Origin of the sequence: Frigoribacterium sp. MEB024 (assembly GCF_000878135.1) — a bacterium.
Taxonomy (GTDB): domain Bacteria; phylum Actinomycetota; class Actinomycetes; order Actinomycetales; family Microbacteriaceae; genus Frigoribacterium.
Genome location: NZ_JXQZ01000107.1, coordinates 1 through 24885, shown reverse-complemented (window position 1 = coordinate 24885; position 24885 = coordinate 1). Strand labels below are relative to the sequence as shown.

The following is a 24885-nucleotide window of genomic DNA, read 5'->3' as shown; positions in this document are numbered from 1 at the left end:
CGGCGTCGTGCGGGGCGCGGTCGGTCTGGTCGGTCACTTGGCGAGGGCCCTCTCGAGAACGGACGTGAAGAAGGTCAGGCCGTCGACACCGCTCGACATCGCGGCGGGGGTGTCGGGGCCGAAGCCCTCTTCGACGGCGTGCTCGGGGTGCGGCATGAGGCCGACGACGTTGCCGCGCGCGTTGGTGACGCCGGCGATGTCGTCCATCGACCCGTTCGGGTTGACGCCGACGTAGCGGAACGCGACCTGCCCCTCGCCCTCGATGCGCTTGACGGTCTCGGCGTCGGCGATGAAACGGCCGTCGGCGTTCTTGAGGGGAATGGTGATCTCTTGCCCCTCGGTGAAGCCGTTCGTCCAGTCGGTGCGGGCGTTCTCGACGACGAGGCGCTGGTCGCGGCGGATGAACTGCTGGTGCGCGTTGCGGGTGTGCGCACCCGGGATCAGGCGGGCCTCGGCGAGCATCTGGAAGCCGTTGCAGATGCCGAGGACGGGCATGCCCGCGTTCGCGGCGTCGACCACGTCGGCCATGATCGGCGAGAAGGACGCGATCGCGCCGGCTCGCAGGTAGTCGCCGTAGCTGAAGCCACCGGGCAGGATGATCGCCTCGACGCCCTTCAGGTCGTGGTCGCCGTGCCAGAGGGCGACGGGCTCACCGCCTGCGAGTCGGACCGCGCGCTGCGCGTCGCGGTCGTCGAGGGAGCCGGGGAAGGTGACGACGCCGACGCGCATCAGAGGGCGGCGGGAGCGTCGGCGACGGTGATCGAGACGACGTCTTCGATGACCGAGTTCGAGAACATGTCGTCGGCGAGCTCGCGGACGTCGGCGAGCACGGCGTCGGTCACCTCGCCCTCGACCGTGACCTCGAAGCGCTTGCCGATGCGGACGTCGGTGAACGCCCCCTTGCCGAGACGGGAGAGGGCGCCGGCGACGGCCTTGCCCTGAGGGTCGAGCAGTTCAGCCTTGGGCATGACCTCGACGACGATTGTGGGCACTGGTTTACTCCTGCAGAGGCGTCAACGGGTGGACGCGACGAGTCTACGGCAGCCGGGCGCGCCTCCTGGTGGTGCCGTCCGTCGTCCGGGGCGGACGGGCCGCCGCGGCGATCGTCAGCGGAATGCGAGGCTCTTGTCAGCCGGATCATGGATTCGGGCCGCACAGTGATCTCGGCGGACAGAACACGGGCCTCGTGATCGGGCCTTCTGTTCCGCTTCCGGTCGAAGGGTTCCTGATCCGCCCCGAGACCGCCGGACGCCCGGCCGAACCCCCCGTCGGCCGGGCGTCTACCCTTTCCGGGCCACGTCCGTCGGCCCGACGGCCTCGGCCTGGGCCTGGGCGGGCCGGCGGACGCCCTCGGCGGTGACGGCGGGTCGTGACCGTCCGAGCAGCCAGATCGCCAGGGGCAGGCAGATCGCACCCGCCACCGCGTTGCGGAGGTCGAGGCCCTCTTGCATCACGTCGAACGGTGGTCCGATCGCGAGCACCGCCGCCGCCCCGATGAGCCACCAGGAGGCGCGGCGCCGGCCCGCGGGGAGCGCTCGCGGGGGCCGCTCGAACCGAGCCGTGGCCAGCGACACGAGGCAGGTCAGCCCGATGACGAGGGCCCAGATCGGCAGGCGCGTCCACCACCAGGTGGCCGTCGAGGGCTGCGGGAGCGGCCCGCCCACGGCCAGCAGGAACCCGAGCAGGGCGATCAGCACCGGGAGGTGCCAGAGGTAGACGGTCATGCCGCGGCTGCCGATCGCGAACACGACGGCACGGGCCGGCGACGTGGACATCAGGCGGGACAGGGCGGGGTGCACGAGCGAGAGCACGCAGATCTGGGCCACCCCGAGCACCATGAGCGGCACCGTCGGCGGGTTGAGGTTGCTCAGCATGTCGTCGGACCACGGCCCGGCCGCGGTCAGCGGGACCAGGGCGGCATAGGCCACGACGGCGACGACGAGCAGCACGACCCGAGGCGTCCGACGGAACAGCCCGTCGGCGTAGGCGAAGCCGAGCTGCTGCACGAACAACCACACGAAGGCGAGGTTGAGGAGGCCGACGGCCGTGACGCCGGTGCCGTACCGCACGGCGTCGACCAGGACGGCGGCGACGACCAGGACGAACAGGGTCGCCCAGGGGCGGGTGGCGTGCAATCGCGCCATGACCGGCACGAGCACCTGCGTGATGCCGTAGGCGGCGAGGAACCAGAACGGCGAACCCACCCCGGTCGCGACGACGTCGACCAGGTCGGGATCGGCCCCGAGCAGGGCCGCCACGGCGAGGGCGAGCGCGAGGACGGCGAAGACGGCGCTCGCCGGCCGAGCGAGCCGCAGCAGGCGGCCCCGGACGAAGTCGCCGGCATCGTCGCCGCGGCGACGAGCGCCGGCCCAGGCCGTGGCGCTGGCGAAGCCGCCGACCACGAAGAAGAGCGGCATGATCTGCCCGGCCCAGGTCGACAGGGGGAACCAGGACTGCTCTTGCAGGGGGCGGTTCGCCACGACGGCACCCGTCGAGTCGACGGCGACGCCCACCATCATCACGTGGATCGCGACGACCAGCAGGACGCAGAACACGCGGGCGAGGTCGACCACGAGATCGCGCCCCGGGGGGACGGCGGGGGCGGCTGACGACGAGGTCGTGGCGGCGGTGGTCATGTCGATGACGCTAGCGACCCGACGGCGCCCCGGGGTCGTTGTCCACAGGGCGCGTCCGAACCCGGGAACAGCCTCCGAGCCGGCCCGGATTGTTTTGATCGGATCAAAAGAGTGGTTCACTTGACCCATGACCCACCCGACCGACGACCCTCGCGAGGCCCTGCGCTCCGCCGGGCTGCGCGTGACCGAGCCCCGGCTCGCCGTGTTGCGCGCCCTCGAGCCGTCGCCGCACGCGGCCGCCGAGCAGGTCTTCGCCCGAGTGGCCCTCGAACTGCCCGGCACATCCGTCCAGGCGGTGTACGGAGTGCTCAACGCGCTGACCGGCGCCGGCTTGGTGCGCCGCATCGAACCCGCGGGCTCGGCGGCGCTCTACGAGTTGCGGACGGGCGACAACCACCACCACGTCGTCTGCGGCGTGTGCGGCTCGGTCGCCGACGTCGACTGCGTCGTCGGTCACGCCCCCTGCCTCACCCCCTCGCACGACTCGGGATACCTCGTGCAGACCGCCGAGGTGACCTTCTGGGGTCTGTGCCCGGCCTGTCGAGCGGCCGAGGCCGACGGTGCGGAGGGCGACGAGTCGAGCAGCGCCTCCTCGTCCGACCGCCTGGCCGCGACCGACGCGGCCGTCCCCGTGGCCTGACCCGCCGCCCGCTCCCTGATCTCACACGACGACGAACCACGAACGAAAGAGGACACATGACCGACGCCAAGAAGATCACCACCACCGACAACGGCGCCCCCGCCGCCAGCGACGAGTTCTCGCAGTCGGTCGGCGCCGACGGCCCGATCGTCCTGCACGACCACAAGCTGGTCGAGAAGCTGGCCAACTTCAACCGCGAGAAGGTGCCCGAGCGCATCGTCCACGCCAAGGGTGGCGGAGCCTTCGGCACGTTCGTCACGACGGCCGACGTCTCGCGCTACACGCGCGCCGCGCTCTTCCAGCCCGGTGTCGAGACCGAGATGCTCGCGCGTTTCTCGACCGTCGCCGGCGAGCAGGGCAGCCCCGACACGTGGCGCGACCCCCGCGGTTTCGCGCTGAAGTTCTACACGAGCGAGGGCAACTACGACCTCGTGGGCAACAACACGCCCGTGTTCTTCATCCGTGACGGCATCAAGTTCCCCGACTTCATCCACTCGCAGAAGCGCCTGCCCGGTTCGCACCTGCGCGACCACGACATGCAGTGGGACTTCTGGACGCTGTCGCCCGAGTCGGCGCACCAGGTCACCTGGTTGATGGGCGACCGGGGCCTTCCCGCTTCGTGGCGCAACATGGACGGCTTCGGCTCGCACACGTACCAGTGGATCAACGCCGAGGGCGAGCGCTTCTGGGTCAAGTACCACTTCAAGACGAACCAGGGCAACAAGATCCTCACGCAGGAGGACGCCGACCGCATCGCGGGCGAGGACGCCGACTTCCACATCCGCGACCTCTCCGAGGCCATCGACCGCGGCGACTTCCCGACCTGGACGCTGTCGGTGCAGGTCATGCCCTACGACGAGGCGGCCACGTACCGCTTCAACCCGTTCGACCTGACGAAGGTGTGGCCGCACGCGGACTACCCGCTCATCGAGGTCGGCACCATGACGCTGAACCGCAACCCCGAGAACTACTTCGCGCAGATCGAGCAGGCCGCGTTCGCCCCGTCGAACTTCGTCCCCGGCATCGCGACCAGCCCCGACAAGATGCTGCTCGCGCGCATCTTCAGCTACGCGGACGCCCACCGCTACCGCATCGGCGTGAACCACCAGCAGCTGCCGGTGAACACGCCCAAGACCGAGGTGCACTCGTACTCGAAGGACGGTGCCGCGCGGTACCACTTCAGCGAGGCGACGGCTCCGGTCTACGCACCGAACTCGGTGGGCGGCCCGGCGGCGGACCCGCAGGCCGCGGGTGACACCGGCGGCTGGGAGAGCGACGGCGAGCTCGTCCGCTCGTCCGTGACGCTTCACCCCGAGGACGACGACTTCGGCCAGGCCGGCACGCTCGTCCGCGAGGTGCTGGACGACGAGGAGCGCGACCGCCTGGTGCAGAACATCGTGGGCCACGTCTCGAAGGTCACCCAGCCCGCTCTGCGCGAGCGCGTCTACGAGTACTGGACCAACGTCGACCCCACCCTGGGTCTGCGTGTCCGCAAGGGCGTCGAGCCCGAGGCTCCCGGCTCGAACGAGGACCCGGCCGAGGTCGGCGTCCCGGCGTAGTCGGCAGTCGCGACAGACCGCAGGAGGCGCGGTGACCGTTCGTCGGTCACCGCGCCTCCTCGGCGTTCCGGGGCACGTGCGGCCTCGGGTGCCGTGCGGGTCAGACCATCTGGCCGTTCCAGTTCAACTCGCCCTGGGGCCAGTCGGCGAGGGTGCGCGTGCCCTCGCGGAGCAGCCAGCCGTGGTCCTGGGTGACGAGGACGCCGGCGCCATCGGCGCTGAACGCTGTGTAGTGCGCCGTGAGACCGTCGAGCGGCAGCCATCCGCCGCGCCGGTAGAAGCCCTGGACGTCGTCCCCGGTCTCGAGCACGCCGAAGCCGCTGCCGAGCGACGTCAGTGCCGCGTCGACCTGACGGAGCAGTTCGCCGCCGAGGCCGGTGCCCTGGACGGTCGGCGAGACGGCGACCATGCCGACCGCCGTCACGAGCAGGTCCGTGTCGCCGACGGTGACGAACTGGCGACGCAGGCCGGCGTGCGCCACCACGACGTCGCCCTGACGCGCGACGACCCGCAGCTCGGGTTGCATCCCCGCCCAGCTGCGAGCCCCGGCGTACCAGTGGTCGTAGCTCGGGAACGCCCGGGCGAGCATCGCCGCGACCGCCTCGTGGTCGTCGAGCGTGAGGTCGCCCTCGGGGGTCGTGGAGAACGTGGGGGAGTCGGCTGCAGGCATGCTCACCACCGTAGCCATCGGTGTCGCCGAGGGGGCCTGCGACCGAGGGCTACGCCGACTGCGGTCGCACGGTCACCTGGAGCTGGTTGGACCAGGGATCGTCGAACCCGAGCACCCGCCCGTCGTCCCGGGTGGCGACGCCGTGGTGGCCGAGGCGCTCGCCGAGGGCGCCCAGGTCGTCGGCCGTCGGCACCTCGATGCGCACCAGGCCGAGGCCCAGCCCCAGCTGGCGACGCCCGGCCCCGGCGCTGTTCCAGGTGTTCATCGCCATGTGGTGGTGGTAGCCGCCCGCGCTGACGAACAGGGCCTGCGGCCCGAAGCGCGTCGTCGTCTCGAAGCCGAGCTGCTCGACGTAGAACCGGTGGGCCGACTCGACGTCGCCCACGCTCAGGTGCACGTGGCCGACCGTGGCGGGACGGGATGCCGAGCCGGCCAGCGCCTCCTCGGTGACGTTCTGCTGCACGAACGCGTTCGGGTCGAGGGCGAGGGTCGCCATGTCGACCTGGCCGTGGGTCCAGGACCACTCGGAGCGCTGACGGTCCCAGTAGAGCTCGATGCCGTTGCCCTCGGGGTCGGTGAAGTAGAAGGCCTTGCTGACGAGGTGGTCGGCGCTGCCGGTGAACGTGCCGGGGTGACGGGTCGCGACGCCGTAGACGGCGGCGGCGAGGTCGGCCTCGGTCTCGAACAGGATCGCGGTGTGGAACAGGCCGGCCTCGCGCGGCCCGGCGTGCTTCAGCTCGGGCGCGTGCTCGAGGATGACGATCGGGGTCGCTCCTCGACCGAGGACCACGCGGCCCACGGTCGGTTCGGCGGCCAGCACCGTCAGGGTCACGGCGTCGCGGTAGTAGGCGGTCATCGCGTCGAGGTCGGCGACCCGGAGGGTGACCGCCCCCATGCCGGTGTCGGCGGCGAGCAGGTCGGCGGGGCGTGCACCCGGTGCCCGCCGTCCCGTCGCCGACGCGTCGGCTGCGGAGGACGAGGAGGCGCGGGTCGCGTCGGTCGCTGAGGTGTCGGTCATGGGTGCCCTCGGTCTGGTCGGGTGGTCACCTGATCGGTGACGTGTCATCGACATGAACTGGCCGGCCGTGCCCGGCATTCCCGGCCGACCCGAGTCGTCACCCTCGGCACGCGAGAAACCCCGTTCGGGACGATGGACCACGAGAAACGGGGGTTCGTCGTCCGGAACGGGGTCCAGGGTGCGGACCCGGGTCAGCGGGCGGTGAGGCGCTCGATGAGTTCGCGGTAGCGGGCGGCCGTGCGGGCGACGATGTCGTCGGGCAGGGCGGGGGCCTCGCCCGTGCCGTCCCAGTGCGCGGAGAGCCAGTCGCGGACGATCTGCTTGTCGAAGCTCTGGGTGCGGTTGCCCGAGGCGTAGACCTCGGCGTCCCAGAAACGGCTGCTGTCGCTCGTCAGCACCTCGTCGCCGAGGGTGATCTCGCCCGTGGCCCTGTCGGCGCCGAACTCGAACTTGGTGTCGGCGAGGATGACCCCGCGGGCCTCGGCCACGTCGGACGCCAGACGGTAGATCTCGAGCGACCGGTCGCGCAGGGCCGACGCGGTCTCGGTGCCGACGAGTTCGACGGTGCGTTCGAACGAGATGTTCTCGTCGTGCTCGCCGAGCGGCGCCTTGTACGCCGGGGTGTAGATCGGTTCGGGCAGGCGGTCGCCGTTCGACAGTCCCTCGGGCAGCGGGATGCCGCAGACGGTGCCGTGCTCGCGGTACTCGGCCCAGCCGCTGCCGACCAGGTACCCGCGGACGACGCACTCGACGGGGAACATGTCGAGCGGCTTCACGAGCATCGCGCGGTCCCGGACCTGTGCGGGCAACGAGACGGAGGCGGTGGTCGGGTCGACGAGGTGGTTCGGAACGGTCGCCAACTGCGCGAACCACCAGAGGCTGAGCTGCGTGAGCAGGGCACCCTTGCCCGGGATGCCGGGCTCGAGCACCTGGTCGAAGGCGCTGACCCGGTCGCTCGCGACGACCAGCACGTGCTCGGTGTCGGCGAGGGTGGCGGCGTCGCCGACCGATCCGGCGACCGGTGCCGGGACGTAGAGGTCGCGGACCTTGCCCGAGTACACGGGCGTCCAGCCGTCGAGGCGGCGCGGGGTGCCCGGCGTGACGGGCGTCGCCTGGCGCGTCGCGCCTCCTGCGGTCCCGTCGGCCGGGGCCGTGGTGCCGTCGGGGGCCGTCATCGGGCGACCCGCTCGGCGATGTCGTGACGGTACTGGCCGCCCTCGAGCTCGATGCGCGAGAGGGCGTCGTAGACCCGACCCCTGGCCTCGGTGAAGTCGGACCCCTCGGCCACCACGCTGAGCACGCGCCCGCCGGTGGCGATGAGCCGGTCGTCGAGGCGGGCGGTCGCGGCGTGGGCCACGTGGACGCCGGCGACGGCGGTCGCGTCGTCGAGCCCCCGCAGCGGGCGACCGCTGACGGCGCCCTCGGGGTAGCCCTCGCTGGCGAGGACCACCGTCACGGCGACGTCGGTGGAGAAGCGCGGCGACTCGTGGTTGCCGAGCGACCCGGTCGCGGCGGCGAGCAGCAGTCCGCTCAGCGGCGTGACCAGACGGGGCAGGACGACCTGCGTCTCGGGGTCGCCGAACCGGGCGTTGAACTCGATGACGCGCACGCCCTTCTCGGTGAGGATGAGCCCGGCGTAGAGGAGGCCGATGAACGGCGTGCCCTCGGACTCGAGCTGTCGCACCGTCGGGGTGGCGATGGTGTCGAGAACCTCGTCGACGAAGTCCTTCTCGCTGCCGAAGCGGTCGGCCAGCCAGGGGAGCGGCGAGTAGGCGCCCATGCCACCGGTGTTGGGGCCGGCGTCTCCGTCGAGCAGGCGCTTGTAGTCCTGTGCCGGGCTGAGCGGCACGACCGTGTGACCGTCGCTGAGGAAGAACAACGAGACCTCGGGGCCCTCGAGGAACTCCTCGACGAGGACGGGCCCGTGCTGCAACCAGTAGGTGGTGTGCTCGACCGCCGCGGCGCGGTCGTCCGAGACGAGGACGCCCTTGCCGGCCGCCAACCCGTCGGCCTTGACGACGTAGGGGGAACCGAAGTCGTCGAGCACCGCGACGGCCTCGTCGAGGGTGCCCACGCGCGTGGCCCGCCCGGTGGGCACGCCGGCCTCGTCCATGATGCGTTTCGCGAAGGTCTTGCTGCCCTCGAGTGCCGCGGCCTTCTTGCCGGGACCGAAGACCGGGATGCCCCGGGTGCGGAGGGCGTCGGCGACACCGGCCACCAGCGGTGCCTCGGGGCCGACGACGACCAGCTCGACGTCGTTCTCGAGCGCGTACTCGGTGACGACGGCACCGTTGGACGGGTCGAGGTGCACGATGCCGACCTGGTCGGCGATGCCCGCGTTGCCGGGGGCCGCGGTGATCTCGTGGCCCGCGTCTTCGCGCAACAGGGCGGTGATGATGGCGTGCTCGCGAGCACCGGAACCGAGGACGAGGATTCGCACGCGCCACAGCCTACCGAGGGTGTGCTGCGGTGCCGAGTCCGAGGTGGCGGCTGCGCTGCGGCGCCGAGTCCGGGGCGGGGGCGGGGGTGTGCAATTCGCGACCAGTGGGCTGCGCCACGCCGCGGGAGGGCGGAGGTGAGCGGAGTGTCGGGGGGTGGATGTCGGGTTCGGCCCGCCGGGGGCGCCCTGGGCGGTCGGGATGTGCTCGCGCGGGACGGGACGAGGACGGGACGGGACCGGACGGGGACGGGGACGGGACGAGGACGGGGAGCGGGACCGGGACCGGGACGGGAAGGCGCAGTGCGGGAAGGGGAGGCGCGGGTAGCGTGGGCGCATGGCCAGGGCACGGATCGACGACGCGGCGGGATCGGCCGCCGTGGGCGAGGTGCGGACCGCGCTCGCCGCCGACGGGACCGCACCGAGGCCGGTGACCGCCATGGCCGTCCGCTGGTTGCTGCAGGTGCTCGCCGACGGCGAACCCGGGGCCACGGTCGAGGTGCGCGTGCCGCCGTTCGGCGCCGTGCAGTTCCGCGAGGGCCTCAGCCACACCCGGGGCACACCGCCCAACGTCGTCGAGACCGACGCCGCCACCTTCGTGCGACTCGCCACCGGCGACCTCAGCTGGCAGGAGGCGCGGGCCGGGGCGCTCGTGTCGGCATCCGGCAGCAGGGCCGACCTGACCGGCTACGTGCCGATCGCCTGGCAGCGGGGCTGACCCGCGCCTCCTCGGTGGCCCATGCTCGACGTCGAGACGGGCGTCGGCGATGGTCAGCCGCCTCTGGGATGATGGGCGGGTGACGAACGCACCCGACGACCAGCAGCGACCCGAGCCCGTCGTCGAGCCCTCCGTCGGACGCGCCGCCGAGTCCACCGTCGAACGTGACGAGGTCACCGTGCGTCGGGCGCCCAAGGTGCCCGTCTTCTTGATCATGGGCGCGGCGCTCGGGGTCGTCGTGTCGCTGATCGTCACCTCGCTCTTCCCGTTCGACTCGGGCGAGGGCGTCGCGCAGACCTACGGGTACATCTCGCTGTGGGGTCTCACGATCGGCGGGGCCGTCGGCTGCGTCGTCGCCATCGTCGCCGAGCGGATCACCAGCAGGGGCGCGAAGCGCGTCCAGGTCGAACGTGAACGCCTCGAGGTTCCCGTCGCCGAGCCCGACGCCGATCCCCGTCAGGTGACCGACGGCGACTCCGACCGCGCCTGACGTCGCCCGGCCGACCGCGCCTGACGTCGCCCGGCCGACCGCGTGCGAGCCGACGGCCCTGGTCAGGCTCCGCGAGCCCGGCGCAACCGGGTGAGGAGCTCGGGCCCCCGGGCGTCGAGCAGGCGTCCACCACGTCGGATGCCGACGACCATCAGCACGGCCCCGAGGACGACGCCGACGACGAGCGTCAGCAGCCCCAGCAGCACCGACCCCTGAACCAGCGCCACGATGCCGAGCACGAGCTCGGGCAGCGACGCCACGAAGACGATCGCCCACGAGGCGTAGAGGCCCAGGGCCGAGGTGACGTTGGCCCCGGGCGGGGACTTGAAGGGGCTCTCGCCCGCCGCGGGGACGGGCATCAGGTACAGCGCCGAGGCCACGCTCGACACGCCGAACCCGGTGAGCAGCAGGCCCAGGCCGATGCCGAGCAGGGCCGGGGCCACGTCGAATCGACCCACCACCGCCAGCGGGACGAGCGTGGCGAGCACGACGGAGGGCACCGCGAACAGCGAGAGCGTGAGGACGCGACCGGCGCGGTCGGCCGAACCCGCCAGCCCGGTCGACAGGTGGGCGGCGAAGGCCGTGCCGTCGTACGAGACGTCGGCGGCCAGTGTGATCGCGAGCAGGGCGGCGACGGCCGGGCCGATGGCGTACAGCGGCCAGGTCGTCTCGAGGGAGAACGACAGGAAGATCGCCAGGACCGGCATCAGGGGGACGACGATCAGCGACCCGCCGTACCGAGGGTCGCGCAACCAGTAGACGGCCGTCCGGGCCGCGACCGCACCCGTCGGCGTCGCGGGGAAACGCGCGAAGAGTCCGAGGCCCTTGGACGCCGAGGTGGCCGTGACGGCCGGGGGAGCCACGAGCGCGGTCGCCAGGCCCCGCCGCCACAGCAGCAGGAGCACACCCAGGGTGGCCAGGGCGATGAGGGCCTTGAGGGCGGCCTCGCCCGGTCGGCCGAGGGCGACGTCGCCGGGGATCGACCAGGCGGCGCCGAGCGGGCTCCACGACAGGGCGTGGGCGACGCGGGGCAGGTCGTCGCCGAGCGAGCTGAGTCCCTGTCCGACCAGGCCGATCAGGGGCCCGGCCAGGATGAGGGGCACGAAGATCGCGACGCTCATCAGCTCGCGGTAGCGACGCTTGGCGCCCAGCGCGCTGGTGGCGGTCTCGACCGCACGGGACGCCGCGACGCAGACGAAGACTCCGAGCACCCCACAGAACGGGGCGAGGACGGCGGACAGCGGGTGTTGCAGCCAGCTGAAGGTCGTCGCGAGGGCGGCGACGAGCGTGACGATGCCCGGGATGCCCAGCAGTCCCGCGACGAACAGGGCGGCGAGGAGCCGGTCGGCGGGCAAGGGGAACTGACGCAGCTTCGAGACGCTGAGGGTCTGGTCGTAGCCCCGGGCGACGAACGGCACGACGACCCAGCCGACGACCACGAGCGAGCCACCGAGCACGCCGGCCGTCCAGGCCCAGCGCTCGGGCGCGAACGAGAGGGCGACGAGGCCGACGACGACGGCGGCGAGCACGCCGAGGCCGTAGAGCCCGCCGATGACGGCCGCGACGATCTGCCAGGTGCTGCGTTTGAAGCCGTTCAGCAGCACCCGCCAGCGCAGACTCAGGAGGTGCGCAACCACGACGGCCCCTCGTTGTGCTGGCGACCGCCGACGAGTTCGACGAAGCGGTCTTCGAGAGTGGAGCCGGCGCGCACGTCGTCGGTCGTGCCGGCCGCGAGCACGCGACCGGCCGCGATGACGGCGACGTGGTCGCACATGCGCTGGACGAGGTCCATCGAGTGGCTCGACACGATGACCGTGCCGCCGTTCTGCGTGTAACCGTGCAGGATGTCGCGGATGTTCGCGGCCGAGATCGGGTCGACCGACTCGAACGGCTCGTCGAGGACGAGGAGGCGCGGCGCATGGACCAGCGCGCAGGCGAGCGCCACCTTCTTGGTCATGCCCGCGGAGTAGTCGACGACGAGCGTGCCGCCGGCCGAGCGGAGGTCGAGCAGGTCGAGGAGGTCGCCGACCCGCTGTGCCGTCGTCTCGCGGCTCATGCCGTTGAGCAGGCCGTGGTAGGTGACGAGCTGCTCGCCGGTGAGGCGGTCGAAGAGCGAGATGCCGTCGCTGAGCACGCCCACGAGCGACTTGGCGTGCGTCGGGTCGGACCAGACGTCGACGCCCAGCACCTCGATCCGGCCCGCGTCGGGACGCAGCAGCCCGGTCGCCATCGAGAGCGTGGTCGTCTTGCCGGCGCCGTTCGGGCCGACGAGGCCGAAGAACGAACCCGTCGGCACGGTCAGGTCGATTCCGTCGACGGCGACCTTGTCGCCGAACGCCTTGCGCAGACCGGTGATCTGCAGGGCGGACGCCGGGGGCGTCACGGTCGGTTCGGGGCGGGGCATGCCGACGTCGCTCATGGCCCCCAGCCTAGGGACGCCCACCGGCACCGCGCCTCCCCCAGGGGGTGGAAGCGGGGCGAGGCGAGGGTGGCGACGGGCGCGCGGTCGACACGCAGCGCAGGAGGCGCGGGTGCCGACGGACCCGCCGGCTCAGCTGAGCTGGTTGGCCTCGACCCAGGCGAGGTACTCGGGGCTGACGGTGCCGGTGACGTAGTCGCCCGTGAAGCAGCTCATCTCGAGCTCGGTGACGTCGCTGCCCTCGGTGATGGCGGCCTGCATGTCGGCGACCTCTTGGTAGATGAGGTGGTCGGCACCCAGTTCGCGGGCGATCTCGGGGATCTTGCGGTCGTGGGCGACCAGCTCGTGCCGCGACGGCATGTTGATGCCGTACACGTGCGGGAAGCGCACCGGGGGAGCGGCCGAGGTGAAGGTCACCTTGTTCGCTCCGGCGGCCCGGGCCATCTCGACGATCTCGCGCGACGTCGTCCCGCGGACGATCGAGTCGTCGACGATCAGGATGTTCTTGCCCTTGAACTCGCTCGACATCGCGTTGAGCTTCTGGCGCACCGACCGCTTGCGCTCGGCCTGCCCCGGCATGATGAAGGTGCGCCCCACGTAACGGTTCTTGTAGAAGCCCTCGCGGTACTCGATGCCGAGCTTCTGGGCGACCTGCATGGCTGCGGGGCGGGACGAGTCGGGGATCGGCATGACGACGTCGATGTCGCCGATCGGCGAGTGCGCGGCGATCGTGTCGGCCAGCCGGTTGCCGAGGCGCAGTCGGGCGTCGTAGACCGAGATGCCGTTCATGATCGAGTCGGGGCGGGCCAGGTAGACGTACTCGAACGAGCAGGGGATGAGGCGCGGGCTGGCGTGGCACTGCTTCGACACCATCTGGCCGTCGAGCGAGATGAAGACGGCCTCGCCGGGGGCGACGTCGCGGACGATCTCGTAGCCGCCGGACTCGAGGACGAGCGACTCGGAGGCGGTGATCCATTCGTCGCGGACGCCGTCGGCGGCGAGACGGCGACCCAGGACCAGCGGGCGGATGCCGAAGGGGTCGCGGAAGGCCAGCAGACCGTGGCCGGCGATCATGGCGATGGCCGCGTACGAGCCCTGCACCCGGTCGTGCACGCGGGACACCGCGGCGAAGATCTGCTCGGGGTCGAGCTCGCTGCCGTTGACCTGCTCTTGCAGCTCGTGCGCCAGCACGTTGACCAGCAGTTCGGTGTCGCTGTTCGTGTTGAGGTGGCGCCGGTCGACGTGGAAGAGCTCGCTCGTGAGCTCGCGCGTGTTCGTCAGGTTGCCGTTGTGGATCAGCACGATGCCGTAGGGCGCGTTCACGTAGAACGGCTGCGCCTCTTGCTCGTTGCTGGCCGCGCCCTTGGTGGCGTAGCGCACGTGGCCGAGGCCCATGTTGCCGAGCAGCGCACGCATGTCGCGGGTGCGGAAGCCCTCGCGGACCTGCCCCTTGGTCTTGTGCACGTGGAAGATGCCGCCCTCGGCGGTGGCGATGCCGGCGCTGTCCTGCCCGCGGTGCTGCAACAGGAGGAGCGAGTCGTAGACGAGTTGATTTGCTGGCTCGTGCGCGACGAGACCGACGATGCCGCACATGCGGATCTGGCTCCAGACCGTAGAGTTGGGGTTACCGCGACAGTCTAGAGCGACACCGAACGGATGAACGAATGGCGACCTCCTCTGCCCACTCGACCAGCGCCTCCTACGCCGCAGCGGGGGTCGACACGGCCGCCGGCGACCGGGCGGTCGAGCTGATGAAGGCGGCCGTCGGTGCCACGCACGGCCCCGGTGTCGTCGGCGGCGTCGGCGGGTTCGCCGGGCTGTTCGACGTGTCGTTCCTCAAGGACTTCGACAAGCCGTTGCTCGCCACGTCGACCGACGGCGTCGGCACGAAGGTCGCCATCGCCCAGGCGCTCGACAAGCACGACACGATCGGGCAAGACCTGGTGGGCATGGTCGTCGACGACATCGTCGTGGTCGGCGCCCGGCCGCTGATCATGACCGACTACATCGCCTGCGGCCGCGTGGTGCCGGCCCGCATCGCCTCGATCGTCGAGGGCATCGCCCGGGCCTGCAGCGAGACGGGCACCGCCCTCGTCGGCGGCGAAACCGCCGAGCACCCCGGCCTGCTCGGGCCCGACGACTACGACGTGGCCGGCGCCGCGGTCGGTGCGGTCGAGTCGGGGCGCCAGCTCGGCCCGCACCTCGTCGGCGACGGCGACGTCGTGCTCGCGCTCGCCTCGTCGGGCGTGCACTCGAACGGCTTCTCGCTCGTGCGCCACATCCTGGCCTCACGCGACCTCGGCTACGACGACACCCTGCCCGAGTTCTCGGGCACCGTCGGCGAGGCGCTGCTCGAACCGACGCGCCTCTACACGTCACCCCTGTTGCGCGTGCTCGACGACCCCGCGCTCGACGGCGCGATCCACTCGCTCAGCCACGTCACCGGGGGCGGCATCGCGGCCAACCTCGCTCGCGTGCTCCCCCGCGGGTCGTGGACCGAGGTCGACCGCTCGACCTGGTCGCCGCTGCCCGTCTTCCGGGTGCTGAGCGACCTGGCCGGCTCGACCCTCGAGTCGAGCGAGGGCACCTGGAACCTCGGCATCGGCATGATCGCCGTCGTCGCCGCGTCGCAGGCCGACGCGGTCACCTCGGCCCTCGAGGCCGACGGCATCGCGACCTGGCCCGTCGGCACCGTCTCGACCGGGCAGCGCGATCTCGCCGGGTTCGAACAGGGCGCCAAGGGCGTCGACGGAGGCGCGGTGCGGCTCGTCGGGTCCTACGGGGGCTGATCGCCCGTCACGCCGAGTGGCGTCGCCCCGGCGTCGGCGTACGATGAACGCACGCCCGTGCCGGGCGCGCTGACGACGACGTCAGACCGGACGACGAAGGAGTCGACCCATGAGCACCACCCGCATCCCCCTCCCCGCCGTCTCGCGTGCGGCGGTCGCCGCCCCGCGCAGCGCCCGGATCAGCCGCGTCCCCGCCGAGCCCGCACCGCTGCGGTCGTCCGCGTCACCCGTCACCGGGGGGCGCAAGGTCGCGGCTCTCACGGCCGGCGGCATGATCCTGCTGCTCGTCGTGGGGCTGCTGCCCGCGGTCGCGACGCTCGTCGGCGGCTGAGCCGCGCCTCCTGACGACGGCCCCGTCGCCCGTTCGACCCGTCGCCCGTCACCCGTCGAGCAGGTGACACACGACGACGGCCCCTCGAGAGATCGAGGGGCCGTCGTCGTGTGGCGTGCGTCGTGCGGACTCAGAGGACGCAGAACCCGTTGCCCTCGGGATCGGCGAGGACCACCCACGACACGTCGGAGTCGTCTTGACCGACCTGTGCACGGACGGCCCCGAGCGACTCGAGTCGCGCGACCTCGTCGGCCTGCGTCGCCTCGCGGCTCTGACCGTCGACCGGGGTCGGGCGGAAGTCGAGGTGCAGACGGTTCTTGACCGTCTTGGCTTCGGGGACGCTCACGAAGAGCAATCCGGGCAGCGTGTCGGGTGTCGGACGGATCTCGGGTTCGTCGTCGTCGGACGAGACGACCACCCATCCGAGGGCGTCCGCCCACCAGCGTGCGAGCCGTGCGGGGTCGCTCGAGTCGACGACGACCTGCTCCCACACGAGGGACGAGGACGAAGAGGTCATCAGCCGACCGGCCTCAGGCGCTCTTGTTCTGGTCGTGCTCGGTGTCGTATTCGTCGTCGAAGTCGTCGGCCCATTTGTCGACGTATTCGTCGCCGGAGTCGTTCTTCGTCGCCAACTCTTTTTCGAGTGCACCGTAGTTGGTGTCAGGGCTGAAGTACTTCAGCTCTCTGGCGACCTTGGTGTGCTTGGCTTTTTGACGGCCGCGCCCCATGCGTGACCCCCTCTGAACTCGGCCCGGAAACGGTGTCGGACGACCCGGGAACTGCCGACAGGATGCTCTTGAAAAACTGGACCGATCTTATCATGTACCCCTAGCCCCGGCTGCCGCCTCGGACGGGCATGATGGTCGGGATGACTCCTGGGGGCGAAGGCGAGCGGACGCGGGTCCTCGTGATCGGCGCGGGCCAGGCCGGGTTGTCGGTCTCGTGGTACCTGCGCCGGCTCGGACTCGAGGTGGGTCGCGACCTCGTCGTCCTCGACCGGGGCCCGGGGACCGGAGGCGCGTGGCAGCACCGCTGGGAGAGCCTGCGGTTGGGTGCCGCGCATCGCGTGCACGACCTGCCGGGCATGGACGGGCTGGGGCTGGGGTTCGCCGACGCCGACCGGTCGGCCCCGGCGCGTGACGTCGTCGCCGACCGGTACGCCCGGTACGAGGACGCACTCGGGCTCGACGTGCGGCGCCCGGTCGAGGTGACCGGGGTGACCGGGCTGGGGGACGGCTTCTCGGTGCGGTGGGCGGCCCGCGCCTCCTCGGGGGGCGCTCCGGCTGCGGCGACAGGGCCGGAGTCCGGCTCTTTGCGGGCCGAGGTCGTCGTGAACGCGACCGGCACCTGGGGTGCCCCGTTCGTGCCGTGGTACCCCGGGCGCGACACCTTCCGCGGGCGCCAGCTGCACACCTCGGACTACCGGGCGGCGTCCGAGCTCGAGGGGCTCGACGTGGTCGTGGTCGGCGGCGGAACGAGCGCGATCGGCTTCGTGCTCGAACTCGACGGCATCGCGGCCTCGACGACGTGGGTGACGCGCCGACCGGTCGACTGGCTCGACCAGGGCGAGCTCGACGTCGAGTCGGCCGTCGCCGCGGTGGCGGCCCAGGATCGCGCGGCCCGGGCGGGACAGGCGCTGCCGAGCATCGTCAGTGGCACCGGCGTGCCCCGCACCCGCCGCTTCGTGTCGGGCATCGAGCGTGGCGTGCTGGTCGAGCGGCCGATGTTCGCGGCGGTCGAGCCGAACGGTGTGCGCTGGGCGGACGGCACCTTCGCTCACGCGGACGCCATCGTCTGGGCGACCGGATTCCGCCCCGAGCTGCGCCATCTGGCACCCCTCGGGCTGCGGTCGGCCGACGGGGGCGTGAGCGTCGAGGGCGGCGCCTCCACCCTCGACCCGCGGCTGTTCTTCGCGGGCTACGGGCCGCAGGCCTCGACGATCGGGGCGAACCGGGCCGGCCGGGCGATCGCCCGTCAGGTGGTCGCGCGGTTGTCGGAGAGCGACGCCGTGCGCCGACGGCAGGGGTGACGCAGGCGATGCCCGTGCGCGGGCTCGCCCGCGTTCGGCGGGAGGGTGCTCGCACCATCGGCGGCGGGGCGAGCGGGGCGAGCGGTCATGGGTGGCGGGGCGGGCGCACGGCGTGCGTGGCGGACCAGACGGCGACGGCGGCTGCGGCGGACCAGGCCTGGGGGCGGCACGAGGCGGGGTACGGCACGGGCGACGGCATCTCGCGGGCCGGGTCGCCCGAGTGGAGCTCGGGCATCCGGTAGTCGAAGGTCGGCGCCGCCGCGAGCAGGCCCTCGGCGAGCACCGCGGCCTCGTCGGCGAACCCGGCCCGGGCCAGGCCCTGCACCGCGATGGCCGTGTCGTGGGTCCAGACGCTGCCCCCGTGGTAGCTCAGGGGCCAGTAGCCGGCGCTGTCGGTCGACATCGTGCGGAGGCCGAAACCGCTGGACAGCTCGGGCGAGACGAGGCGGGAGGCGACCAGCGCCTCCTCGTCCGGGTCGAGCAGACCCGTGCCGAGCAGGTGCCCAAGGTTGCTCGTGACCGTGTCGACCGGCCGCTTGGCCGCGTCGAGGGCGATCGCCGGGTAGGCGCCCGCGGCGTCGTCGACCCAGAAGGAGGCGCGGAACCGGTCGCGCAGGCGCCCCGCCCAGTCGCGCCACGCGTCGCCGCCCGCCCGACCGAAGGCGTCGAGCAGGTCGGCCCCGTGCACGGCCGCCTCGTACGCGTAGGCCTGCACCTCGCAGAGCGCGATCGGCCCCTCGGCGAGGGTTCCGTCGCGCCACTGGACGCTGTCCCCGGAGTCTTTCCAACCCTGGTTCGCCAAGCCGTGGCCGGTCTCGTCGACGTACTCGAGCAGCAGGTCGCCGTCGCTGTCGCCCGAGTCGCGCATCCAGGCGAGGGCTGCGTCGAGGTGCGGCAGCAGCGCCTCGACCTCGGCCCGCGGCAGGCCCCAGCGCCAGGCGTCGTGCAGCAGGCAGATCCAGAGCGCGGTCGCGTCGACGGTGCCGTAGTAGAGCGGGGGCAGGCTGACGTCCTCACCGGGGATCGTCAACGTCCGTTGACGGAGTTCGTGCATGATCTTGCCCGGCTGCTCGGCCGTCCCCGGCACGTGTCGAGTGCCCTGGAGGCCCGCGAGCACCCGCAGGGTGCCCCCCGCGACCGTGAGGTCGAGGGGCAGGGTGAAGCGGGCGGCCCAGAGCGAGTCGCGGCCGAAGAGCGTGAAGAACCAGGGCGCACCTGCGGCGTAGAACACGTCGTCAGGTGCCGTCGTCGTGGTCAGCCGGAGCGCCGCCAGGTCGTCGCGGGCACGGTCGACCCAGCGGGCGAGCCGGTCGTCACGCGGCGCCGGGTCGAGGTCGGCCCACTGCGGTGGCGTCCGCACGCCCCGGACGACGGCGTCGGGGGCGGTCGCGACCAGGTCGAGACCGACCGTCACGGAACCCCGGGCGGGGACGACGGCGACCCACTCGACGACGAGGCCGGCGGGGGTGTCCCGGACCGCGCCTCCTCGGGTCTCGAGGTCGACCCGGACTCCTTCTGCCCGCCAGGAGGCGCGGGTGCCGTCGGACGTGAGCGTCGCGTCGCGCACGGGCGCGCCCACGATCCCGGCCTTCACGTGGTCCATGGGGGACGCGTCGGGTCGGAGGGTCGCGGCAAGGGTGACCGTGAGCTCGCGGTCGAGCCGGGAGGTGACCGTGTGGCGCTCGTGGACGCCCGTGGTCGTGACGTCACGGAGCGAGCTCAGGCGGACGTCGGGGTCGGCTCCGGCGTCGTCGAGGCCGCGCAGCAGCGACTCGAAGCGGACCGACGAGGCTCCGAGGGGCACCGTGGCCACGTGCTCGGGGACGAGACCGTTGACGGTGACGCCGTGCCCGGCGACGAGACGCACGTCGCCGAGGTAGACGCCGTGGATCGTCGCCGCGCCCATCGACCCGTCGGCGGCCGACCACGCCTGGACGGGAGCCCTCAGCACGATGGTCTCGGCGGCGAGGAACGGCTGGAGGCCGGGTGTCGGGGTCGACCGGTCGGCGTGGTCGGAATCGAGGGGGGAGGTCTGGGTCATCGGGGGCTCCTGGGGCTCCGGGTGGCGGGCGTGGGGTGCGACGGGGTGGGCGTCGCGGCGTGCATCACTCTTTGACGGCCCCGGCGCTGGCGTTCATGATGCGGCGCTGGAAGACGAAGAAGACGATGGCGACCGGGACCGTCATGACCGCGGCGGCCGCGAGCTTGATCGGGTACTGCGACCCCTGGCTCAGCTGCCCCGAGGCGAGGCTCGCGACGCCCTTGGTGAGGGTGGTCAGCTCGGGCGACTGGGTCGACACGATGAAGTGCGAGAGCTCGTTCCACGACCCCTGGAACGACAGGATGATGATCGTCACGAGGGCCGGGCGAGCCATGGGCAGGACGATCGACCAGAAGACCCGGAAGGTGCCGGCGCCGTCGATGCGCGCCTGCTCTTCGACGCTGCGCGGGATCGACTCGAAGAAGTTCTTCATGATGAATACCCCGGCGGCGTCGGTCAGCAGCGGCACGATCATGCCCGAGTACGAGTCGTACATGCCGAGCTGGTTGATCACCAGGAACTTCGGGATGAGCAGCACGACCGTCGGCACCGCCATCACGCCGATCAGCAGCACGAAGATGACGTTGCGCCCCCGGAACTGCAGCCGCGCCAGGGCGTAGCCGGCCAGCGAGTTGAAGAAGACCCGCCCGAGCGTCACCACGATCGTCACGATCGCGGAGTTCTGGAACCAGGTCGGGAAGTCGCTGTTGAGGAACAGCTGGCGGTAGGCGGCGACCGTCGGCGTGATCGGGATCAACGCCAGCGGGTCGGAGGCCGCCTCGGGGTCGGTCTTGAACGACGTCGCCACGTTGATCAGGAACGGCAGGATGTAGATCGCCGCGATGACGATCAGCACGGCGTAGAGCACCGAGGTGCCGGCGATGCGTCGCGTGCTGCGGGGCTCGCGCCCGGCCGGGTGAGGTGGGGCCGGGGGAGGCGCGACCGGCGAGGAGGGGTTCGTCCGGTCGGCGATCGGTGCGGTCGTGGTCATCGCTCGACTCCTGTCGTGTAGAGCCGGGTGCGTCTCTTCGACACGGCCCGTTCGCGCAGCACGATGCGCTGCAGGATCGTCAAGGCGACGATGATGACGAACAGCACGAAGGCGATGGCCGCGCCGCGACCCCACTCCTGTTCGCCGAACGCCGAGGTGTACGAGAGGTAGGCGGGCGTCAGCGTGGTCTTCTGCGGGCCGCCCTGGGTGCCGGTGTAGATCTGGTCGAAGACCTGCCAGGTGCCGATGAGGCCGAGGGTGAGGACCGTGAAGAGCGTCGGTCGCAGTTGCGGCAACGTGATGCGCCAGAAGCGCTGCCAGCCGCTCGCGCCGTCCATCATCGCGGCCTCTTGGACGTCGCCACCGAGGTTCTGCAGGGCCGCCAGGAAGAGCAGCATGAACGTGCCACTGGTGGTGAAGACGGCCATCAGGATGAACGCGGACATCGCGACCGACGGCCCGGCCAGCCAGTCCCACCAGCTGACGCCGAGGGCGGTGTGGTCGGCCAGCAGGGCCGGGGGCTGCGTGACGCCGACGACGGCGAGCAGGTTGTGCAGCACGCCGCTGGCGTCGTTGAACCACGCGGGCCCGGTGATGCCGACGAACGAGAGCAGCTTGTTCACCGCGCCGCTCTGCGAGAACAGGAACAGCCACAGGACGGTGATGGCGACCGAGCTGGTCACCGACGGGAAGTAGAACGCGGTGCGGAAGAACCCGCGGCCGCGCAGCACCTGGCGGTTCACCAACACGGCGAGCAGCAGGGCCACAGCGGTCTGGATCGGCACGACGAGGATCACGTACCAGGCGTTGTTGCGCAGGCTCAGGCCGAAGTCGCGCTCGGCCAGGCCGCCGCCGCCGAGCAGGTCTCGGTAGTTCTGCGCCCCGACGAAGCCGACGCCGGCCGCGAAGGGGGAACCCCGGCCGGTCCAGTCCGAGACGCTGACCCAGAGAGCCATCAGGACGGGCACGGCCAGGAAGAGGCCCAGGACGATCAGCACGGGCGAGACGAACAGCCAGCCCGAGAGGCCCTCGCCGCGCGAGACGGCGCTGCGCCGGCGGGGGGCCTTGGTCGAGATCGCGGTCATGGGGACTGCCTTTCGTGCGCTGTCTCGGGTCGGTGGGTCGCGCCTCCTCGGATGATCGCCGACGAGGCGCGGCTGCGGGGGAGGAGGGAACGGGACCGGGGAGGGACGGAGGCGCGACCGCCCGGGGGAGGACGCGTCGCGGCCCCGGCCTCCCCCGTCGGGTGGGGAGTGCGGGGCACCGCGCCGGGGGAGGCGCGGTGCCCCGGGGTTACTGGAGGATCGCCTCGAAGTTCTTCTGCGCGGACTCGAGGATCGTCTTCGGGTCGCCGTCCTTCAGGCCGGAGAGCTGCGAGTTGAAGTCGCTGATCACGGCGGCGGACCCGTCCTGCGTGGGCGTGCCCTGGGCGAACTCGACCGAGTCGAGGAACGCGGCCTGGTCGGGGTTGTCGGACTTCCAGGTGTCTGCGGCCGACTGGATCGAGGGCATGACGCCGAACGCGTCGGCGAAGGCGAGCTGCTGGTCGGTGCTCGTCAGCTGCTCGACGAGGTCGACGGCGGCCTGCTGGTTGGGGCTGTCGGCGGCGATGCCCCAGCAGTTGGTGAACTGCAACGTGCCCTGGCCGCCGGGGCCGGCGGGCAGCTCGGCCACCTGGTACGACACGTCGGGGTAGTCGTTGGTGAGTGCGCCGGTGATCCAGTTGCCCTCGATGGTCATCGCCGCCTTGCCCGTGCCGAAGGCCTCGCCGCCCCAGCCCGCGCCGAGGTCGCTCGAGAACGCGGCGTCGCCGCTGGTCAGCAGGTCTTTCACGTAGGTCAGCGCCTCGACGTTCTCGGAGGAGTCGAGCGTCGCCTCGGTGCCGTCGGCGGTGGTCACCGCGCCGCCGGCCTGCGCCATGAACGCGCCCACCCGGGCGTACTCGGGGCTGAAGGCCAGGCCCACGTGATCGGCCGTCGTGAGCTTCGCGGCGACCGCCTTCAGCGAGTCCCAGTCGGTCGGGACGTCGGCGTCGGACAGGCCGGCCGCGGCCCACATGTCGGTGTTGATGATCAGGCCGAGGGTCGAGAAGTCCTTGGGCGCGCAGTAGAACCGGTCGTCGAGCGTGAAACTGTCGACGAGGGTCGGGAAGAAGTCGCCCTCGTTGGCGAGCTGGTCGCCGTAGGCCAGCAGGCTGCCGTTGCCGGCGAAGCCCGCGAGCGTGTCGGTCGAGACGTAGAACACGTCGGCCGGCTCGCCCGAGGCGAAGCCCTGGCTGAGCTGCTGCGGCAGGTCGGAGGCCACGCTGACCTCGGCGCCGGTGCCCGAGTCGTCGGACCAGCTCGCGACGGCGTCGGTGACGGCCTTCGTCTCGGCGTCTCCGCTCGAGCCGATCAGCACGGTCAGCGAGTCGTCGCTGCTGGTGAGGGCGCCGTCGCTCGCGGCGCCCGACCCCTCGCTGAAGCCGGAGCCGCAGGCCGTGAGGGCCAGGGCCGAGATGGTGGTGAGGGCGGCTGCTGCCGCCAGGCGGGTCGTGCGTCGTCGCATGGTGGGCCTCTCGTCGCGTCGTTGCGATGGTGCGGGTGCTGTGGTCGGGGTGTGGTGCCGGGGTGGCGCCTCGGGATGGAGCGGGGGCGGACGTGCGATTTGATCGATCAAATCCGTGTCGTCAGAGTAGGCAGGCCGCCCCGTGGGTGTCAAGACCGGGGAGCCGAGAGGCACCCGGGCGCTGGGGTAACGTGACCCGAGGCCGCCGACCGGCGCCGGGGTGGAGGGCGCGATGACTCGGGTTCCGACACCGCGCCTCCCGACCGTCAGCGACGTCGCCTCGGTCGCGGGGGTGTCGCGGCAGACCGTCTCGAACGTGCTGAACGCGCCCGACATCGTCCGACCCGACACGCGGGGCCGGGTCGAGCGGGCGATCGCGGACCTCGGCTACCGGCCGCACGCGTCGGCGCGACGATTGCGCACCCGCAAGAGCTCGACCATCGGCATCCGGCTCGACCCCGTGCAGAACGGCATCTCGGGCGCGGTGCTCGACCGGTTCCTGCATGCGGTCACCGAGCAGGCCGACGCTCGCGACCACCGCATCCTGCTGTACACGGCGGCCGGGCCCGACGACGAGATCGCCCAGTTCCGCCGCCTGCTCGACGGCGCCGACGTCGACGGGTTCGTGCTCACCTCGACGTTCTTCGACGACCCGCGCACCGAATGGCTGATCGACGCCGGCGCCGACTTCGTCACCTTCGGTCGGCCCTGGGGGATCGACGACATGGGCGACCCGCAACACCGCTGGGTCGACGTCGACGGACGCGCCGGCCTCGCCTCGACGACCGACGACCTGCTCGACCGGGGTGCGACGCACGTGGCCTTCCTCGGCTGGCCCGCCGGCTCGGGCGCCGGGGACGACCGGAGGCGCGGGTGGCGCGAGGCGCTCGCGTCACGGGGCACGCTCGATCCGGCCTCGATCGACGCGCTCGACCTGGCCGTCGAGGACTCGGTGCCGCTCGCCTCGGCTGCGGTCCGGTCGGTGCTCGACGCGGGAGTCGCGGTGGACGCCGTGGTGTGCGCGAGCGACACCCTCGCGCTCGGGGCATCGGTCGTGCTGGGATCGTCGGTGCCGGTCGTGGGCTATGACGACACCCCGGTCGCCTCGGCGCTCGGCCTGTCGAGCGTCGAGCAACCACTCGTCGACGTCGCGGGAGCCGTGCTCTCGCTGCTGCTCGACGACAGCGAGCCGCGGCACCGGCTGCTGCGGCCCCGCACCGTCTGGCGCTGACGCTCCCGGGCGCCGGCGCTACTTCTTCTTACGAGGGGAGGTGCCGGTCGAGTTGCGGGCGGCCGAGCGGGCCTTGCGCGCGGCGGCGCCGCCTCCGCGGTTGCCGGCCGCCGTGCCCGGTGCACGCGGGGTCTGCTTCGGGCCGGGCCCCGTGCCGGCCGAGCCGTTCTGCGCGGGCTGGACGTCGAGGCCTCGCTGCACCGCGCCTCCTTCGACCGCTGCTCCGGCGCGGCCGTCCGGGCCCGCGTCGGCACCCAGCGCGCCGCCGGCGGCACCCGATCGGCGACCGGCCGGTTCGAGCACGCGGCGCGGCACCGGGCGCGGACGGATCGGCTCCCC

The 24885-nt window shown here is 72.1% G+C and carries 24 protein-coding genes and 1 pseudogene; 8 read left to right on the top strand and 17 right to left on the bottom strand.

The annotated features are described in order from the left end of the window. Positions 1 to 33: 33 nt before the first annotated feature. The 3 genes from purQ to SZ60_RS15275 all read right to left on the bottom strand — a co-directional run bounded on the left by purQ (position 34) and on the right by SZ60_RS15275 (position 2636). The gene (gene purQ, locus SZ60_RS15285) at positions 34 to 729 is read right to left on the bottom strand and encodes a phosphoribosylformylglycinamidine synthase subunit PurQ (RefSeq protein WP_043597441.1); all 696 of its coding nucleotides are present in this window, start codon (positions 727 to 729) and stop codon (positions 34 to 36) included. Continuing rightward, complete coding sequence (purS, locus tag SZ60_RS15280; RefSeq protein ID WP_043597439.1) at positions 729 to 992, bottom strand: phosphoribosylformylglycinamidine synthase subunit PurS; 264 nt, start codon at positions 990 to 992, stop codon at positions 729 to 731. Before purS ends, purQ begins: the two co-directional genes overlap by 1 nt. A 288-nt stretch (positions 993 to 1280) precedes the next feature. Next, complete coding sequence (locus tag SZ60_RS15275; protein WP_043597438.1) at positions 1281 to 2636, bottom strand: acyltransferase; 1356 nt, start codon at positions 2634 to 2636, stop codon at positions 1281 to 1283. Between the two features lie 127 nt (positions 2637 to 2763). Here SZ60_RS15275 and SZ60_RS15270 point away from each other — a divergent pair, with 127 nt between their 5' ends. Both SZ60_RS15270 and SZ60_RS15265 read left to right on the top strand, forming a co-directional pair. Then, positions 2764 to 3276 carry a Fur family transcriptional regulator gene (locus tag SZ60_RS15270; RefSeq protein WP_082060211.1) on the top strand — a complete coding sequence of 171 codons (513 nt, stop codon included), beginning with the start codon at positions 2764 to 2766 and terminating at the stop codon, positions 3274 to 3276. A gap of 56 nt (positions 3277 to 3332) precedes the next feature. Beyond that, complete coding sequence (locus SZ60_RS15265) at positions 3333 to 4835, top strand: catalase (protein ID WP_043597436.1); 1503 nt, start codon at positions 3333 to 3335, stop codon at positions 4833 to 4835. Positions 4836 to 4935: 100 nt separating this feature from the next. Here the strand turns inward: SZ60_RS15265 and SZ60_RS15260 are convergent, their stop codons facing one another. From SZ60_RS15260 to purD, 4 genes are all read right to left on the bottom strand, one after another. Next, a complete protein-coding gene (locus tag SZ60_RS15260) occupies positions 4936 to 5505 on the bottom strand; it encodes a GNAT family N-acetyltransferase (RefSeq protein WP_043597458.1) in 570 nt (189 codons plus the stop codon). A 49-nt stretch (positions 5506 to 5554) separates the two neighbouring features. Continuing rightward, complete coding sequence (locus tag SZ60_RS15255) at positions 5555 to 6400, bottom strand: VOC family protein (protein WP_043597455.1); 846 nt, start codon at positions 6398 to 6400, stop codon at positions 5555 to 5557. 314 nt (positions 6401 to 6714) lie between these two features. Next, complete coding sequence (locus SZ60_RS15250) at positions 6715 to 7698, bottom strand: phosphoribosylaminoimidazolesuccinocarboxamide synthase (protein WP_082060210.1); 984 nt, start codon at positions 7696 to 7698, stop codon at positions 6715 to 6717. Next, entirely contained in the window at positions 7695 to 8963 is a 1269-nt protein-coding gene (purD, locus tag SZ60_RS15245) for a phosphoribosylamine--glycine ligase (RefSeq protein WP_043597434.1), read from the bottom strand. The genes SZ60_RS15250 and purD overlap by 4 nt, the downstream gene beginning before the upstream one ends. Before the next feature lie 334 nt (positions 8964 to 9297). On the opposite strand from purD, the gene SZ60_RS15240 reads away from it, so the two are divergent. Both SZ60_RS15240 and SZ60_RS15235 read left to right on the top strand, forming a co-directional pair. Continuing rightward, positions 9298 to 9678: a sterol carrier family protein gene (locus SZ60_RS15240; protein ID WP_043597433.1), complete on the top strand. Its 381-nt coding sequence runs from the start codon at positions 9298 to 9300 to the stop codon at positions 9676 to 9678. 79 nt (positions 9679 to 9757) lie between these two features. Continuing rightward, positions 9758 to 10168, top strand: a complete 411-nt coding sequence (locus SZ60_RS15235) for a hypothetical protein (protein WP_052505455.1) — start codon at positions 9758 to 9760, stop codon at positions 10166 to 10168. 62 nt (positions 10169 to 10230) lie between these two features. Here SZ60_RS15235 and SZ60_RS15230 read toward each other — a convergent pair whose 3' ends face one another. The 3 genes from SZ60_RS15230 to purF all read right to left on the bottom strand — a co-directional run bounded on the left by SZ60_RS15230 (position 10231) and on the right by purF (position 14180). Then, positions 10231 to 11805, bottom strand: coding sequence for a hypothetical protein (locus SZ60_RS15230; protein ID WP_043597432.1), 1575 nt, complete (start codon positions 11803 to 11805; stop codon positions 10231 to 10233). Then, on the bottom strand, positions 11787 to 12587 hold the full coding sequence (locus SZ60_RS15225; RefSeq protein ID WP_231567187.1) for an ABC transporter ATP-binding protein: 801 nt from the start codon (positions 12585 to 12587) through the stop codon (positions 11787 to 11789). Before SZ60_RS15225 ends, SZ60_RS15230 begins: the two co-directional genes overlap by 19 nt. Positions 12588 to 12719: 132 nt before the next feature. Then, complete coding sequence (gene purF / locus SZ60_RS15220; RefSeq protein ID WP_043597430.1) at positions 12720 to 14180, bottom strand: amidophosphoribosyltransferase; 1461 nt, start codon at positions 14178 to 14180, stop codon at positions 12720 to 12722. 71 nt (positions 14181 to 14251) lie between these two features. On the opposite strand from purF, the gene purM reads away from it, so the two are divergent. Beyond that, positions 14252 to 15376, top strand: coding sequence for a phosphoribosylformylglycinamidine cyclo-ligase (gene purM, locus SZ60_RS15215; RefSeq protein ID WP_043597429.1), 1125 nt, complete (start codon positions 14252 to 14254; stop codon positions 15374 to 15376). 109 nt (positions 15377 to 15485) lie between these two features. After that, positions 15486 to 15707: a hypothetical protein gene (locus tag SZ60_RS15210; RefSeq protein WP_043597427.1), complete on the top strand. Its 222-nt coding sequence runs from the start codon at positions 15486 to 15488 to the stop codon at positions 15705 to 15707. Positions 15708 to 15837: 130 nt separating this feature from the next. Here SZ60_RS15210 and SZ60_RS15205 read toward each other — a convergent pair whose 3' ends face one another. Both SZ60_RS15205 and SZ60_RS16995 read right to left on the bottom strand, forming a co-directional pair. Further along, entirely contained in the window at positions 15838 to 16224 is a 387-nt protein-coding gene (locus tag SZ60_RS15205; protein WP_043597425.1) for a VOC family protein, read from the bottom strand. Between the two features lie 13 nt (positions 16225 to 16237). Beyond that, positions 16238 to 16435 (bottom strand): DUF3073 domain-containing protein, encoded by a 198-nt coding sequence (locus SZ60_RS16995; protein WP_056227242.1) that lies wholly within the window; start codon positions 16433 to 16435, stop codon positions 16238 to 16240. A gap of 140 nt (positions 16436 to 16575) precedes the next feature. On the opposite strand from SZ60_RS16995, the gene SZ60_RS15200 reads away from it, so the two are divergent. Continuing rightward, on the top strand, positions 16576 to 17736 hold the full coding sequence (locus SZ60_RS15200) for an NAD(P)-binding domain-containing protein (RefSeq protein ID WP_043597423.1): 1161 nt from the start codon (positions 16576 to 16578) through the stop codon (positions 17734 to 17736). Positions 17737 to 17821: 85 nt separating this feature from the next. Here the strand turns inward: SZ60_RS15200 and SZ60_RS15195 are convergent, their stop codons facing one another. From SZ60_RS15195 to SZ60_RS15180, 4 genes are all read right to left on the bottom strand, one after another. Continuing rightward, entirely contained in the window at positions 17822 to 19777 is a 1956-nt protein-coding gene (locus SZ60_RS15195; protein ID WP_043597420.1) for a glycogen debranching N-terminal domain-containing protein, read from the bottom strand. A gap of 64 nt (positions 19778 to 19841) precedes the next feature. Further along, complete coding sequence (locus SZ60_RS15190; protein ID WP_043597418.1) at positions 19842 to 20768, bottom strand: carbohydrate ABC transporter permease; 927 nt, start codon at positions 20766 to 20768, stop codon at positions 19842 to 19844. After that, positions 20765 to 21853 carry a carbohydrate ABC transporter permease gene (locus tag SZ60_RS15185; protein WP_043597416.1) on the bottom strand — a complete coding sequence of 363 codons (1089 nt, stop codon included), beginning with the start codon at positions 21851 to 21853 and terminating at the stop codon, positions 20765 to 20767. The genes SZ60_RS15190 and SZ60_RS15185 overlap by 4 nt, the downstream gene beginning before the upstream one ends. Positions 21854 to 22061: 208 nt before the next feature. Then, entirely contained in the window at positions 22062 to 23315 is a 1254-nt protein-coding gene (locus SZ60_RS15180; protein ID WP_043597415.1) for an extracellular solute-binding protein, read from the bottom strand. Between the two features lie 232 nt (positions 23316 to 23547). On the opposite strand from SZ60_RS15180, the gene SZ60_RS15175 reads away from it, so the two are divergent. After that, positions 23548 to 24546, top strand: a complete 999-nt coding sequence (locus SZ60_RS15175; RefSeq protein ID WP_043597449.1) for a LacI family DNA-binding transcriptional regulator — start codon at positions 23548 to 23550, stop codon at positions 24544 to 24546. Between the two features lie 18 nt (positions 24547 to 24564). Here SZ60_RS15175 and SZ60_RS17575 read toward each other — a convergent pair. Then, positions 24565 to 24885, bottom strand: a pseudogene (locus SZ60_RS17575) (hypothetical protein); the annotation flags it as partial.

Coding starts and splice junctions, on each gene's coding strand:
- purQ (WP_043597441.1), bottom strand. CDS start 729: ATGCGCGTCGGCGTCGTCACCTTCCCCGGCTCCCTCGACGACCGCGAC.
- SZ60_RS15275 (WP_043597438.1), bottom strand. CDS start 2,636: ATGACCACCGCCGCCACGACCTCGTCGTCAGCCGCCCCCGCCGTCCCC.
- SZ60_RS15270 (WP_082060211.1), top strand. CDS start 2,764: ATGACCCACCCGACCGACGACCCTCGCGAGGCCCTGCGCTCCGCCGGG.
- SZ60_RS15265 (WP_043597436.1), top strand. CDS start 3,333: ATGACCGACGCCAAGAAGATCACCACCACCGACAACGGCGCCCCCGCC.
- SZ60_RS15260 (WP_043597458.1), bottom strand. CDS start 5,505: ATGCCTGCAGCCGACTCCCCCACGTTCTCCACGACCCCCGAGGGCGAC.
- SZ60_RS15255 (WP_043597455.1), bottom strand. CDS start 6,400: ATGGGGGCGGTCACCCTCCGGGTCGCCGACCTCGACGCGATGACCGCC.
- SZ60_RS15250 (WP_082060210.1), bottom strand. CDS start 7,698: ATGACGGCCCCCGACGGCACCACGGCCCCGGCCGACGGGACCGCAGGA.
- SZ60_RS15240 (WP_043597433.1), top strand. CDS start 9,298: ATGGCCAGGGCACGGATCGACGACGCGGCGGGATCGGCCGCCGTGGGC.
- SZ60_RS15225 (WP_231567187.1), bottom strand. CDS start 12,587: ATGAGCGACGTCGGCATGCCCCGCCCCGAACCGACCGTGACGCCCCCG.
- purF (WP_043597430.1), bottom strand. CDS start 14,180: ATGTGCGGCATCGTCGGTCTCGTCGCGCACGAGCCAGCAAATCAACTC.
- purM (WP_043597429.1), top strand. CDS start 14,252: ATGGCGACCTCCTCTGCCCACTCGACCAGCGCCTCCTACGCCGCAGCG.
- SZ60_RS15210 (WP_043597427.1), top strand. CDS start 15,486: ATGAGCACCACCCGCATCCCCCTCCCCGCCGTCTCGCGTGCGGCGGTC.
- SZ60_RS15205 (WP_043597425.1), bottom strand. CDS start 16,224: ATGACCTCTTCGTCCTCGTCCCTCGTGTGGGAGCAGGTCGTCGTCGAC.
- SZ60_RS16995 (WP_056227242.1), bottom strand. CDS start 16,435: ATGGGGCGCGGCCGTCAAAAAGCCAAGCACACCAAGGTCGCCAGAGAG.
- SZ60_RS15200 (WP_043597423.1), top strand. CDS start 16,576: ATGACTCCTGGGGGCGAAGGCGAGCGGACGCGGGTCCTCGTGATCGGC.
- SZ60_RS15195 (WP_043597420.1), bottom strand. CDS start 19,777: ATGACCCAGACCTCCCCCCTCGATTCCGACCACGCCGACCGGTCGACC.
- SZ60_RS15190 (WP_043597418.1), bottom strand. CDS start 20,768: ATGACCACGACCGCACCGATCGCCGACCGGACGAACCCCTCCTCGCCG.
- SZ60_RS15185 (WP_043597416.1), bottom strand. CDS start 21,853: ATGACCGCGATCTCGACCAAGGCCCCCCGCCGGCGCAGCGCCGTCTCG.
- SZ60_RS15180 (WP_043597415.1), bottom strand. CDS start 23,315: ATGCGACGACGCACGACCCGCCTGGCGGCAGCAGCCGCCCTCACCACC.
- SZ60_RS15175 (WP_043597449.1), top strand. CDS start 23,548: ATGACTCGGGTTCCGACACCGCGCCTCCCGACCGTCAGCGACGTCGCC.